Source organism: Mesorhizobium sp. M4B.F.Ca.ET.214.01.1.1 (genome assembly GCF_004791545.1).
Classification (GTDB): Bacteria; Pseudomonadota; Alphaproteobacteria; order Rhizobiales; family Rhizobiaceae; genus Mesorhizobium; species Mesorhizobium abyssinicae.
The window spans coordinates 13,844-26,975 of the sequence record NZ_SRUX01000012.1 but is presented as its reverse complement, the minus strand read 5'-3'; the positions used below and the strand labels follow the sequence as shown (position 1 = coordinate 26,975).

Genomic DNA, 13,132 nt, shown 5'->3' with positions numbered 1-13,132 from the left:
GCATGATGCTTGCGGGCACGACAGCGCAGCCGCGCGGACGTTCCGTCCGCCGCCTTGTCGTTCCATGACAATTTTTCGACGGCAGGTTGCGCCCTGCCGCCATCGATGTTGCGGCCAGAAGGCCGCGTGAAAGAAGATTATTTTGACCAACGAAAACACAGCGGAACAGAATGGTTTCGCCGCGCTCGGGATCTCCGGCGCGCTGCTCAAGGCCACTCATGCCGCGGGCTTCACGGATCCAAAGCCGATCCAGGTCCAGGCGATCCCGCCGCAGCTGGAAGGCCGCGACATTTTCGGCATCGCCCAGACCGGTTCGGGCAAGACCGCGGCCTTCGCGCTGCCGATCCTCTCGAAGATCATCGGACTCGGCACCAAGCGCCGGCCGAAGACCACACGTGCGCTGATCCTGGCGCCGACGCGCGAGCTCGCCGTGCAGATCGAGGACACGATCAAGATCCTCGCCAAGGGCGCGCATGTCTCGACCGCGCTGGTGCTCGGCGGCGTCTCGCGCTTCAGCCAGGTGAAGAAGATCGCGCCCGGCGTCGATATCCTGATCGCCACGCCCGGCCGGCTGACCGACCTGGTGCGTGAGGGCGATCTGATCCTCGCCGACACCAAATGGCTGGTGCTCGACGAAGGCGACCGCATGCTCGACATGGGTTTCATCAACGACGTCAAGCGCATCGCCAAGGCGACCGCGCCCGACCGCCAGACGGCGCTGTTCTCGGCGACCATGCCGGACGAGATCGCCGAATTGGCCAAAGGCCTGTTGAAGAACCCCGTTCGCGTCGAAGTCGCGCCGCAAAGCACGGCGGCGGCTGAGATCGTCCAGAGCGTCGTCCTTGCCCGCACCAAGCAGAAGCGCCAGGTGCTGTCGAAGATGCTCGCCGACGAAGCGATGAAGTCCGTCATCATCTTTTCGCGCACCAAGCATGGCGCCGACAGGGTGACCAAGGATCTCGATCGTGATGGCTTCAAGGCCGCCGTCATCCATGGCAACAAGTCGCAGAACGCCCGTCAGAAGGCGCTCAACGATTTCCGTGAGGGTTCGGTGCGCATCCTGGTCGCGACCGACATCGCCGCGCGCGGCATCGACGTTCCCGGCATCAGCCATGTCGTGAACTTCGACCTGCCCGACGAGGCGGAGAGCTATGTCCACCGCATCGGCCGCACCGGCCGCAACGGAAGGGACGGCATCGCCATCACGCTTTGCGATCCATCCGAGAACGCCAAGCTGCGCCAGGTGGAGCGCATCATCCGCGCCAAGCTGCCGATCGCTGCCGACCATCTCGGCAGCCCCGATCCGCAGCGCGATCCCAAGGAACGGAACGAGCGCCATTTCGAGCCGGCCAATGATCGTGCCGACCACAATGGTCGCCGCGACGGCCGGCGTCCGGGCGGCGGCAACAACGGCTCCGGCAAGAAGCGGTTCGGCGGCAAGCCGAACGGCGAGCGGCCGTTTGCGGCAAAGCCGCAAGGCGAGCGTCCGGAGGGCCGCAAGTCGTTCAAGGGCAACAACAAGCGCCGCTTCGGCGGCAAGCGGCCGGCGACGCGGGCGGCTTGAAGCCTGCGGTTCGGCAAGCCTGCCTAAGCTGACTGCCGACCAGTGAATGCGAGGGCGATCGTAGCGATGCTTCGGTCGCCCTTTTTCTTGTGACGGCTACTGCCCGGTCAGCGCCTTGACCCAGACGACGATCCGCTCCGCGAGGACGGCTGTTGTCGACGGCGACAGCGCGTCTCCGGCAATGACGTGGTTGTCGGCGTCGCCGGTGTCGTCGACCGGCACCAGCTCGTGCGGCGCGCCCCAGCGCCCGGCGATCTCGCGGGTGCGGTCTGGCCGCACCACTCTGTCCGAATCCGAAAAGATGAAGAGGGCAGGGATGGTCGCCTTTTCCACAGGCGCGGCATAGGCGAGTTCGGTCAGAGCCTGCATCGGCAGTGTCGCCGCCATCGGGTATTGGTGGGTCCAGAACTTTTCATGCAGCGCGTTGCGGGTCGGGAAGCTGCGCTCCTTGCCGCCGACGAGTTCGGCGATCTGTTTGCCCCAGGGCTTGGTGAGCAGTTCCGCCCCGGACGCCTTGACGCCGAAGTTGGGCGATATAAACGCGATCGCCGCAACCCCGTCCGAGGCGCGCGGCTCTGTCGCGGCCCATGCCGCCAGCGAGCCACCCGTCGAGGTGGCAATGACGATCACCCTGTCGCCGATCGCCCGGCCGATGGCGAGCGCCTCCTCGTAGTCGTTGATCCAGGCATTGACGCTGCCCTCGGCCATCGCGGCGCCGTCCTGGCCGTGGCCGGTGAGGCGCGTGTAGAACAGGTTGGCACCAAGCTCATCGGCGACGTCGTCGGGCAGCGGCCGGACCTCGCCCTTCGAGGCCGAGAAGCCATGGATGTAGACCATGGCCAGCGGCGTCTTGGCGTGAACCATAGGATTTGCCCAGATGATCTCCTTTTCCAGCCCGTCGCGGATGTTGGGCACGGCGGCCTCTTCGCGCGCCAGATAGGCCTGCGGATCGTCGCCAATGATGGAAGGGTCGAAACGGATCCTCGTGTCGACGGACACGCGTGGGCCGAGAACAAAGGCCATGGAGAAGATGACAGCGAGCCCCAGTACCGCAAGCACGATCCGCCGCCCCATCAGAAGCTCCAAGCAACAATTCTCAACCTATGGCCGTGCCGTGTAACAGGCAATCGCCGTTCGCCAGATCAGCTCGCCTGGTCCGACGCCTGGTCGGCCACGCCCGGCAGCTTGCGGTCGAAATTCAGCGGCCGCGCCCTCCAGCCGGTCGTGATGCCGATCACCCAGCGGCAGATTGGTCGCGGCAAGAGGCCGAGCAATTTCAGCGGCCAGCTTATGCGGTAGGGGAAGGTGACCTCGAAGCCACCCTTCTCGATGCCGCGCACCATGCGGCGGGATGCGCGGTGGACAGGCATCAGCCCCGGCATCGGCATCGTGTTCTTTTCCGTCAGCGGGGTGTCGACGAAGCCCGGGTTCATCACCTGAACCCTGATGTTCATCTTGTCGAAGTCGTATTTCAGCGATTCCGCCAGGATGTTGATCGCCGCCTTGGTGCCGCCATAGGCGGCGGTGGTCGGCCAGCCGGAATAGGCGGTGACCGAACCGACGAGAACGACATGGCCGCGCCCGCGCACGCGCATATGCTCGACGACAGGCACCAGGCCGTTGACGATGCCGAAATAGTTGACGTCGAAGGAGCGGCGGAAATCGCGCACCACGAGATGCTCGCCCGGCGTGGCGATGTAGTTGCCGGCGTTGAAGACCGCGAGCACGATCGGCCCCATGTCCTTCTCGATCGCGGCGGCCGTCCTTGCCATCCCCGTCTCGTCGGTGACGTCGCAAGGAAACGACTTCACATGCCCGGGCATCTGCGCCGTCTCGACGATCAGCGTGTCGATCGGATCGTCCGCGAGCGCGCTCACCGCCACGGCGTAGCCCTTCGAGGCGAGATCCTTGGCCAGTGCGCGGCCGATGCCGCTGCTGCCGCCCGTGATCCAGGCGACGCCATGCTTCGGGTTGGCCCGATAGAGTGTCATGCTAAGTCCTGCCAGTGTGTCGGTAGTGCTCTAGCGGCGAAGGAATCGAATGAAAAGAGCGCTTTTCGGCGCAAGGTTGAAATGCGTGCCGGAACACGGCATCTGAATTCAGGAGATTGCAATGCCCGAAATGCGACTGGTCCAGGCGAATTCTTGCCTTGAAACCGGGCCTTTGGGTTTCTAGGGTCTCGCCTCGCTCATACAAGGAATCCTTGATGCCCCGTTCTGTGATCGACGCGATCGGCAACACGCCCCTGATCCGCCTCAACAAGGCCTCGGAAGCAACCGGCTGCGAGATCCTGGGCAAGGCCGAGTTCATGAACCCGGGACAGTCGGTCAAGGACCGCGCCGGCCTGTTCATCATCCGCGATGCCGAGCAGCGCGGATTGCTGAGGCCGGGCGGCGTCATCGTCGAGGGCACGGCCGGCAACACCGGCATCGGCCTGACGCTGGTCGCCAAGGCGCTCGGCTATCGCACGGTGATCGTCATTCCGGACACGCAGAGCCAGGAGAAGAAGGACACGATCAAATTGCTCGGCGCCGAGCTGATCGAGGTGCCGGCGGTGCCCTACAAGAACCCCAACAACTATGTGAAGCTGTCGGGGCGCCTGGCCGAGCAATTGGCGCGCACCGAGCCGAATGGCGCGATCTGGGCCAACCAGTTCGACAACGTCGCCAACCGCGACGGCCATATCAGGACGACGGCTGAGGAGATCTGGACCCAGACCGGCGGCAAGGTCGATGGGTTCGTCTCGGCGGTCGGCTCCGGCGGGACGCTGGCCGGCGTCGGGCTCGGGCTGAAGGCCAAGAGCGGCCAAGTCAAGATCGGGCTCGCCGATCCGCTGGGCGCCGCGCTCTACAGTTTCTACACCAGCGGCGAATTGAAGGCCGAGGGCAGCTCGATCACCGAAGGCATCGGCCAGGGGCGCATCACCGCCAACCTCGAAGGCTTCAAGCCGGACTTCTCCTTCCAGATCCCGGACGAGGAGGCGCTGCCGATCGTCTTCGACCTGATCCAGGAGGAGGGGTTGTGCGTCGGCGGCTCGACCGGCATCAACATCGCCGGCGCCATCCGGCTGGCACGCGAGCTGGGACCGGGCCACACCATCGTGACGATCCTTGCCGACTACGGCACGCGCTACCAGTCGAAACTGTTCAATCCCGAATTCCTGCGCGAGAAGAACCTGCCGGTGCCGGGCTGGATGGAAGAGAAGGCCGACATTTCGGTGCCCTTCGAAAAGGTCGCGTGATGGCGCACCGGACGGAAGCTCTGTTTCGTGACGACGCCTACCTGAAGGCGAGCGAGGCGGCGGTTGTCGCGATCAACGAGCGCGGGGGCATAATCCTCGACCGGACAATCTTCTACGCAACCTCGGGCGGCCAGCCCGGCGACACCGGCAGGCTTGAGCGTGCCGACGGCAGCCCGGTCGCGATCGCCGCCACCATCACCGGCGAGACCAAGGACGAGATCATCCATGTGCCGGCGCCCGGACAAGCGGCACCCACGATCGGCGAGCGGCTCAAGCTCGCCATCGACTGGGAGCGACGGCATCTTCTGATGCGCATGCACGCGGCCTGCCACCTGCTCACCGTCGTGTGTCCGTTCCCGATCACCGGCGCTGCCGTTTCCGAGGACGACAGCCGCGTCGACTTCGACATTCCCGATGCCAATTTCACCAAGGAAGATGTGACGGCGAGGCTGATGGAACTGGTGCGTGCCGACCATCCGATCTTCACCCGGCTGATCAACGACGCGGAACTGGCGGCCAATCCCGGTCTTGTTAAGTCAAAGAATGTGCGCCCGCCTGTCGGTACCGGCAGGATCCGCCTCGTTTGCATCGGCGAAAATGCCTCGATCGACAGCCAGCCCTGCGGCGGCACCCATGTGAAGAGCACCGGCGAGGTCGGCGAGATCCATATCGGCAAGATCGAGAAGAAGGGCCGCGAGAACCGGCGTTTCCGCATCCGCTTCGGACCGATGCCGGCGATCTGATCGACGACACTGTTGCGAGATGGGAGGAGAAAGAATGGCCGAAGATAGTCCTTTCATCGTCGACGCGGATTGGCTGCAGCAGCGCCTTGGCGAGCCCGGCCTGACGATCATCGACGCTTCCTGGTACCTGCCGGCGCAAAAGCGCGATGCACGCGCCGAATATGAGGCGGCGCATATTCCCGGCGCCCGCTTCCTAGATCAGGACGCCATTTCGGACCCCGATACCGGGCTTCCGCATACGCTGCCGTCGCCGCAAAATTTCGCGCAGTATGTCGGCGCCATGGGCGTTTCGGCCGACGACACGATCGTGATCTATGACGGCCCGGGCTATTTCTCGGCGCCGCGCGGCTGGTGGATGTTTCGGGTCATGGGCGTCTTCCAGGTCTACATACTGAGCGGCGGCTTCGATCGCTGGAAGGCGCAGGGCCGCCCGGTGACGGCGGAGCCGACGAAGATCGCGCCCTGCATCTTCCACGCCGACTTCGATGCCGCGCGCGTCGTCGGCCTCGCCGAAATGCGCCGCATCGTCGACGGCCGGGAAAGCCAGATCGCCGATGCACGATCCGCCGGCCGTTTTGCCGGAACCGATCCGGAGCCCCGCGCCGGCATCCGCTCCGGCCATATGCCGGGCGCGCGCAGCGTGCCGGTCACGGCATTGGCCGAGAACGGCGAGCTTCTGCCCAGGGATCGTTTGCGCAAGGTGATCGAGGATGCCGGCATAGATCTGTCGAAGCCGGTCGTCACGTCATGCGGCTCGGGCATAACGGCGGCGGCGATCACGCTGGCGCTGGAGACGCTTGGCCACACCGACAACAGGCTTTACGACGGCTCATGGACCGAATGGGGCGGGCTTGCCGATACGCCCGTGGTGACGGGCAAGGAATGACCGTGATGGAAAACGGAGCGCTGCAGGACATCGACGTCACGGTAACGTTTCTCGAAATGCATGCGCCGCCGGCCGCGTCGCCGCCTGTCCCGTACAACCGGCAGATCGCGCTCCTGAAGACCAAGGATATTCCGCTGCATTTCTACCGCTACCTGATGGATCGGGTGGGGCGCAAATGGCATTGGGTGAACGTGCTGAGGCTGAGCGACGAGGAGCTTTCGGCCGGCCTCCACCGCGAGGATCGCGACATCAGGGTGCTCTATCTCGACGGTGCGCCGGCCGGCTTCTTCGATCTCAAGCCGCATCTGCCGGAAGAGGTGGAACTCGCCTATTTCGGCATGATGGAGCATGCGCAAGGGCAAGGCATCGGCCGCTGGTTCCTGGGCGCTGCGATATCGGCTGCCTGGTCGCATGGCCCGAAGCGGGTGACTGTGCAGACCTGCACGCTCGACCACCCGGCGGCGCTGCCGCTCTACCAGAAGCTCGGCTTCACGCCGGTGGCGCAGAAGAAGGAGATCGTGCACCCGCTTTCCTTCGCCGAGCGTTCGGCGAGCGTCATGCGGCCGTAGTGTCGATGCCGCCTAGGCCACCGGCGGCGGCTGGCCCTCGAAGGTCGGAAGCGAAGTGTCGATGCAGGCCCAGGCCGGCGCCTTGGCCGTCCATATCGTCGCCGCGGGCCTGATCATATTCGGATCGTCGAGCGTGCCGGCGCGCACGAAAATCAGATGCGGGCGCGACTCCGCCTCGCTGAAGAGATGCACGCCGCAGGCCGGGCAAAAGCGCCGGTGCATCCTGTTGCCGCTATCGGCCACGCTCTCATAGTCGCGCGTCTCGCCGGCGATCTTGATCCGCGCCGTCAGGAAGCAGACGCTCACCGCCGCGTTGCCGGCCGCGACATACTGGCAGAAGCGGCACCAGCAAAGGCGCGTGGTGATCGGCTCCGCGCTGCTTTCGTAGCGGACTGCGCCGCACAGGCATCCTCCGGTGATCATGCTCGGATCCTCGCCAGGCCCCTCAACCGCGCCGCGTTCGTCCGGGAGCATCATGGCGCGGAGCGACATGTCTGGCCAGTCGGAAAACTTGGCATCTGTTCGTTCATCCTCGCTTCAGGCTGACTTTGCCAAGGTGTCGGCAAGATCAACGCGCCCGTCAGAAGGACGGGCCGAAGGAGAAAGACATGCTGACCCGACGTACATTTGCCGTTGCCATGATTGCGGCACTTGCCATGCCGAGCCTTGCATTTGCACAGGCCACCACGCCTTCCGCCGCGACGATCGAGCGCCAGCTCGAGGCCGCGCCCCGGGTGAAGCTGCGCCCCAATCAGCGCGTCACCATCCGCGAATTCAAGCGCCGGCCGGATCTCAGGCGCATGGCGCGCTCGATCGACATCCAGTCGATCAACTTCGCCTTCGGCTCGGCTGCGATCTCGGAGTCGCAATACGGCAAGATCGACAACATCGCCGATGCGCTGCACCGCATCCTGCGGCGCGATCGCGGCGCCCGCATCCTGATCGAGGGCCATACCGATGCGGTCGGCTCCTTCCAGTCGAACCAGATCCTCTCGGAGCAGCGCGCCGCCTCGCTGAAGCGGACGCTGGTGCGCGAGTTCGGCGTGCCCGGCCATGCGCTCGAAACCGTCGGCTATGGCGAGGAGTTCCTGCTGGTGCCGACACAGCAGGAGAACTGGCGCAACCGCAGGGTGACCTTGCGCCGCTTCGACGACTTCATCCGATAGCGCCCGCGTCAGGCCTTCGCCTGGAAGAGCCCGGCTTGAATGAGCCGGCTCTTTCCATATCGCTTGATGTCCAGGGCCAACGAAGATCGCGCAAGAGGATCCGACGATGGCGATACGTGTGATAATGGCCGGCGCGACCGGCTGGGCCGGCAAGGCGCTGGTGCGCGGGCTCGACGCGCTCATCGACTGACGCTGCTTGGCAGGAATCGGGTGGGAAGCGTGCCGGGGACCGCGTAATTTCCGGTCAGCGATAGCGGAGACATGCCATGACCATCCAGTTCAAAGCGCTGCCGACCGACAATGTGAGAGCCCTGCAGCGCGGCGGGGCGGACGCGTACGGCCATACGCCGGAGCGCCAGGTTTCCGACGGCGACGGCGTGCCCTGCCGCCACTGCCTGAAGAACGTCGCCGCGGGCGATGCCTATCTCGTTTTGGCCTACCGGCCGTTTCCCGAGCTGCAGCCCTATGCCGAGACCGGGCCGATCTTCCTGCATGCGCAGGAATGCGCACGCGCGCCGGAGGACGCGGCGCTTCCCGAAATGCTCGAGAGCAGCGACTACATCGTGCGTGGCTATGGCCGCAACGACCGCATCGTCTATGGCAGCGGCGGGGTCATAGCGACGCCGGACATCGCAGCTCGCGCCGAAACGCTGCTCGAGCGCGACGACATCGCCTACATCCATGTCCGCTCGGCGCGCAACAATTGCTACCAGTGCCGCATCGAACGCGCCTGACGCGTTCCAAAAAATATGCCCGCCGATAGGCTGGCGGGCAGTTGGGGAAAAAGCCTGCGACAGAAGAGAAAGCCGCCTACAGGCCGATGCGACTAGGCATGGTTTTCGAATGCCGAATGTGAAGTGCTTCACAAAGGCACCACGGATCTGCGTGAATGTCGGGCGAGACTGTCGTATAGCCGTCGCAATTACTTGCTAAAAGGCAAGTGTTGATCGATTGCCGACCGCGGATGGACCGGCGGCACGTCTCAACGTCGAGGAAGCGGGGCTTTGGCTCCGCTTTTTTGTTGGCTAAATTGTTCCGCGCAAAGAAAAACCCGCCGGACGGAGCCGGCGGGCGACAGGAGGAACTCTCTTCGCGTGCCTGTCAGGCGGCGAGGACCGCCTTCGGCTCGACGAGCTCGTAGCCGAGCGCTTCGGCGACCGCGCGGTTGGTGATCTTGCCCTTGTGGACGTTGAGGCCGTTGCGCAGATGGTGGTCGTCGACAAGCGCCTTGAGGCCCTTGTCGGCAAGCTGCAGGCCGTAATGCAGCGTCGCATTGTTGAGGGCATGCGCCGAGGTGACCGGCACCGCGCCCGGCATGTTGGCGACGCAATAGTGGATGACGCCGTCGACCTCGTAGGTCGGCTCGGCATGGGTGGTGGCGTGCGAGGTCTCGAAGCAGCCGCCCTGGTCGATGGCGACGTCGACGAGCACGGAACCCTTCTTCATGCCGGACAGCATTTCGCGCGTCACCAGCTTCGGCGCCGCGGCGCCCGGGATCAGCACGGCGCCGACGACGATGTCGGCGGAGAAGCACTCTTCCTCCAGCGCCTCGACGGTCGAGTAGCGGGTGTGGACGCGGCCGCCGAAAATGTCGTCGAGCTGGCGCAGCCGCGGGATCGAGCGGTCGATGATGGTGACATCGGCGCCGAGGCCGGCCGCCATCTTGGCCGCATGCAGGCCGACGACGCCGCCACCGAGCACGGTGACCTTGCCGGGCAGCACGCCGGGTACGCCGCCGAGCAGCACGCCGCGGCCGCCATTGGCCTTCTGCAGCGCGGTCGCGCCGGCCTGGATCGACAGGCGGCCGGCAACTTCCGACATCGGCGCAAGCAGCGGCAGGCCGCCGCGGTCGTCGGTGACGGTTTCATAGGCGATCGCCGTGACGCCCGAAGCGAGCAGCCCCTTGGTCTGGTCCGGATCCGGAGCGAGATGGAGATAGGTGTAGAGGATCTGGCCGTCGCGCAGCTGGACCCATTCGTTGGGCTGCGGTTCCTTGACCTTGACGATCATGTCGGACTTGGCGAACACGTCGGCGGCCGTCTTGGCGATGGTCGCGCCGGCGGCGCGGTAGGCGTTGTCGTCGGCGCCGATGCCGGCGCCGGCGCCGGTCTCGACCAGCACTTCATGGCCATGCGCGACATATTCGCGGACGGAGCCAGGCGTCAGGCCGACGCGATATTCGTGGTTCTTGATTTCCTTGGGGCAACCGACGCGCATTTTCTGTCTCCTGATCCGGCCCTTTGCGGGCGCGTTCCCTGTATTGGCGGAGTGAACCATGAATCGGCCCGCAAGTGTTTGCGAATGCGCTTGCGAGAACGGGCGCACTTCGATAATCGTTGCGCGAAATCTCACTATTTTCGCAGGAAACACGAAGAATGCCGCTCGACAGGATTGATATCGCCATTCTGGAGGCTTTGCAGAAAGACGGGCGGATACCCAACGCCGCGCTTGCCGAGAAGGTCGGCCTGTCGCAATCGGCCTGCTCGCGGCGGCTCGACAATCTGGAGAAGTCGGGCACTATCCGCGGTTATCACGCGCGGCTGTCCAACGCCGCGCTCGGCCACCAGATGACGGCAATCGTGCATATATCGCTGTCGGGCCAGTTCGAGAAGACGCTGTCGGATTTCGAGGCGGCGATCAAGCGCTGCCCGAACGTGCTGTCCTGCCACCTGATGTCGGGTGAATACGACTACATCCTGCGCATCGCCGCGAAGGATCTGGTCGACTATGAGCGCATCCACAAGGAATGGCTGTCGGCGATGCCGCATGTGACGAAGATCAATTCGTCCTTCGCGCTGCGCGAGATCGTCGACCGGACAGCGGTCGGCTTGCGGCCGGAGATGGCCTAGGCGCCGCTAAGCGCCTGTGGCCTCCGTCACCACCTCGCTCATCGGGATGTCGTGCGGTTGCGGGTAGATCGTCGGGATGCGCTGCAGTTCGTAGCCGACGCCGATCACCAGCGGCCTGAACGGCATCGCCGCCAGCGTGCGGTCGAAGAAGCCGCCGCCGTAACCCAGACGATATTTGCCGGGGTCGATGCCGACGATCGGCGAAATGACGATGTCTGGCAGCACCGGATCGCCTTCCGCCGGGATCGGGATGTTCCAGACGCCCTTCTCCAACCGGTCGCCCGGTCTGTAGGCGCGGAACACCAGTGGCTGCCCTTTCTCGATGACGACCGGCAGTGCGGTCCGCCCGCCACGTTCGTTGATCGACGCCATCCAGGACCGCAGATCCGGCTCGCCGCGGAAGGGCCAGTAGAGGCTGACCATGCGGCCGCCAATGTCGCCAATCAAAGCGTCGAGGCCCTCGGCGATGCGCGTCGACATTGCCGCGCGGGCATCGGCGGTGATTGCTAGCCGCGCTGAGATCAACCGTTCGCGCTCGGCCTTGCGCCAGCGTCTGACATCGGTCCAGTCGGTCAGCGGCGCCAAGAACTGCGGATCGAGTTCATGCATGAAACAGGGCGGGGAGGCGTATTGGGCCGGGCCCTGCTCGTCACGATCATCAGCCATGCTTCACTCCTGTATTCCGGCAGTGACGCTATACCTCGTGCAAACCGGTCGACATGTGCATTCACGACATCCGGCGGCGAGTCCCGGGCAATTGGACGGTCTTCCCGCTATTGCTGCAATGCACAATAATACCTAGATTGGGTCCGGTGGATTTGCTTGGCGAGGTAAGTGAATGAACGAAGCCAGCCATCATGTCGTGGTCGTCGGCGCCGGGTTCGGCGGCCTCGAACTGACCCATGCGCTCGCCGGCGCGCCGGTGCGCATCACCATGATCGACAAGCGCAACCATCACCTGTTCCAGCCGCTGCTCTACCAGGTGGCGACGACATCGCTGGCGACTTCGGAAGTGGCCTGGCCGATCCGCCATCTGCTGCGCAAGCGCAAGAATGTGACGACGCTTTTGGGCAACGTCACTGGCGTCGACCGCGCCGGCAAACGCGTGCTGCTCGAGGATGGCAGCGCCGTTGGCTTCGACACGCTGGTGCTTGCCACCGGGGCGCGCCACGCCTATTTCGGCCATGACGAATGGGAGCCGTTCGCTCCCGGGCTGAAGACGCTGGAGGATGCCACCACGATTCGGCGCCGCATCCTGCTCGCCTTCGAGCAGGCCGAGCGCGAAACCGATGCGGCGAGGCGCCAGGCGCTGCTGACGCTGGTCATCGTCGGCGGCGGACCGACCGGCGTCGAACTTGCCGGCACCATCGCGGAACTGGCGCATGACACGCTGCGCGACGAGTTCCGCAACATCGACACCAGGCAGACGCGCGTGGTGCTGATCGAGGCCGGCGATCGCCTCCTCGCCAACTTCGCGCCGCAGCTCTCCGCCTATGCCCAGAAGGCGCTGGAGCGGCTCGGCGTCACGGTCGAGCTCGGCCAGGCGGTCACAGAACTGGATGCGGATGGCGTTGTCTTTGGCGACAAGCGCCTGCCGGCAAAGACAATTCTGTGGGCCGCGGGCGTTGCCGCTTCGCCGGCGGCGGAATGGCTGGGAACGACCGCCGACCGGGCGGGCAGGGTGCTGGTCGAGCCCGATCTCACCGTTCCGGGCAGCCCGGAAATCTTCGTCATCGGCGACACCGCGCATGTGTTGCGCCCGGATGGAAAACCGGTGCCTGGCGTGGCGCCTTCCGCCAAGCAGGAGGGGCGCCACGTCGCGGCGACGATCAAGGCGCGGCTCGCCGGCGATACGACTTCGCGTCCTTTCCGCTATCAACACGCCGGCGACCTGGCGACGATCGGCAAGCGCGCGGCGGCGATCGACTTCGGCTGGATCAAACTCACCGGCTGGCTTGCCTGGTGGCTGTGGGGCGTTGCCCACATCTATTTCCTGATCGGTTTCCGCAACCGGCTCGCGGTCTCGCTTAGCTGGCTATGGATCTACTTCACTGGCCAGCGCAGCGCGCGGCTGATCACCCAGGGCGACGACGACAAGGGCTGACATCGCGCGC

At 65.1% G+C, this 13,132-nt stretch carries 14 protein-coding genes; 9 read left to right on the top strand and 5 right to left on the bottom strand.

The features are described 5' to 3' along the window. Positions 1 to 142: 142 nt before the first annotated feature. A complete protein-coding gene (locus EN857_RS22670; RefSeq protein ID WP_187331403.1) occupies positions 143 to 1,564 on the top strand; it encodes a DEAD/DEAH box helicase in 1,422 nt (473 codons plus the stop codon). Positions 1,565 to 1,660: 96 nt separating this feature from the next. Here EN857_RS22670 and EN857_RS22665 read toward each other — a convergent pair whose 3' ends face one another. Both EN857_RS22665 and EN857_RS22660 read right to left on the bottom strand, forming a co-directional pair. Next, positions 1,661 to 2,638 (bottom strand): alpha/beta fold hydrolase, encoded by a 978-nt coding sequence (locus EN857_RS22665; protein WP_128346740.1) that lies wholly within the window; start codon positions 2,636 to 2,638, stop codon positions 1,661 to 1,663. A gap of 68 nt (positions 2,639 to 2,706) precedes the next feature. Further along, positions 2,707 to 3,555 carry an SDR family oxidoreductase gene (locus tag EN857_RS22660; protein WP_127391276.1) on the bottom strand — a complete coding sequence of 283 codons (849 nt, stop codon included), beginning with the start codon at positions 3,553 to 3,555 and terminating at the stop codon, positions 2,707 to 2,709. Positions 3,556 to 3,770: 215 nt separating this feature from the next. Between EN857_RS22660 and EN857_RS22655 the strand changes: the two genes are divergently transcribed. From EN857_RS22655 to EN857_RS22640, 4 genes are read left to right on the top strand one after another with little or no spacing between them, the layout of a single operon-like run. Further along, positions 3,771 to 4,805 (top strand): cysteine synthase A, encoded by a 1,035-nt coding sequence (locus tag EN857_RS22655; RefSeq protein WP_127283776.1) that lies wholly within the window; start codon positions 3,771 to 3,773, stop codon positions 4,803 to 4,805. Next, the gene (locus tag EN857_RS22650) at positions 4,805 to 5,548 is read left to right on the top strand and encodes an alanyl-tRNA editing protein (RefSeq protein ID WP_127394302.1); all 744 of its coding nucleotides are present in this window, start codon (positions 4,805 to 4,807) and stop codon (positions 5,546 to 5,548) included. Before EN857_RS22655 ends, EN857_RS22650 begins: the two co-directional genes overlap by 1 nt. Positions 5,549 to 5,582: 34 nt before the next feature. Continuing rightward, on the top strand, positions 5,583 to 6,434 hold the full coding sequence (gene sseA, locus EN857_RS22645; protein WP_128346739.1) for a 3-mercaptopyruvate sulfurtransferase: 852 nt from the start codon (positions 5,583 to 5,585) through the stop codon (positions 6,432 to 6,434). 5 nt (positions 6,435 to 6,439) lie between these two features. Then, positions 6,440 to 7,003: a GNAT family N-acetyltransferase gene (locus EN857_RS22640; RefSeq protein ID WP_127309988.1), complete on the top strand. Its 564-nt coding sequence runs from the start codon at positions 6,440 to 6,442 to the stop codon at positions 7,001 to 7,003. A gap of 12 nt (positions 7,004 to 7,015) precedes the next feature. Here the strand turns inward: EN857_RS22640 and EN857_RS22635 are convergent, their stop codons facing one another. Continuing rightward, on the bottom strand, positions 7,016 to 7,426 hold the full coding sequence (locus EN857_RS22635; protein ID WP_127393533.1) for a GFA family protein: 411 nt from the start codon (positions 7,424 to 7,426) through the stop codon (positions 7,016 to 7,018). 185 nt (positions 7,427 to 7,611) lie between these two features. On the opposite strand from EN857_RS22635, the gene EN857_RS22630 reads away from it, so the two are divergent. Together EN857_RS22630 and EN857_RS22625 are read left to right on the top strand one after the other, a co-directional pair. Beyond that, positions 7,612 to 8,169: an OmpA family protein gene (locus tag EN857_RS22630; protein WP_127393534.1), complete on the top strand. Its 558-nt coding sequence runs from the start codon at positions 7,612 to 7,614 to the stop codon at positions 8,167 to 8,169. 266 nt (positions 8,170 to 8,435) lie between these two features. Next, entirely contained in the window at positions 8,436 to 8,903 is a 468-nt protein-coding gene (locus tag EN857_RS22625; protein ID WP_127393535.1) for a DUF1203 domain-containing protein, read from the top strand. 367 nt (positions 8,904 to 9,270) lie between these two features. Here EN857_RS22625 and ald read toward each other — a convergent pair whose 3' ends face one another. Then, positions 9,271 to 10,386, bottom strand: a complete 1,116-nt coding sequence (ald, locus tag EN857_RS22620; RefSeq protein ID WP_127393536.1) for an alanine dehydrogenase — start codon at positions 10,384 to 10,386, stop codon at positions 9,271 to 9,273. Positions 10,387 to 10,544: 158 nt separating this feature from the next. Here ald and EN857_RS22615 point away from each other — a divergent pair, with 158 nt between their 5' ends. After that, on the top strand, positions 10,545 to 11,018 hold the full coding sequence (locus EN857_RS22615; RefSeq protein WP_126054644.1) for an Lrp/AsnC family transcriptional regulator: 474 nt from the start codon (positions 10,545 to 10,547) through the stop codon (positions 11,016 to 11,018). A 6-nt stretch (positions 11,019 to 11,024) separates the two neighbouring features. Here EN857_RS22615 and EN857_RS22610 read toward each other — a convergent pair whose 3' ends face one another. After that, the gene (locus EN857_RS22610; RefSeq protein ID WP_127393537.1) at positions 11,025 to 11,684 is read right to left on the bottom strand and encodes a 5-formyltetrahydrofolate cyclo-ligase; all 660 of its coding nucleotides are present in this window, start codon (positions 11,682 to 11,684) and stop codon (positions 11,025 to 11,027) included. Positions 11,685 to 11,856: 172 nt separating this feature from the next. On the opposite strand from EN857_RS22610, the gene EN857_RS22605 reads away from it, so the two are divergent. Then, a complete protein-coding gene (locus EN857_RS22605; protein ID WP_135859271.1) occupies positions 11,857 to 13,122 on the top strand; it encodes an NAD(P)/FAD-dependent oxidoreductase in 1,266 nt (421 codons plus the stop codon). Positions 13,123 to 13,132: the final 10 nt, after the last annotated feature.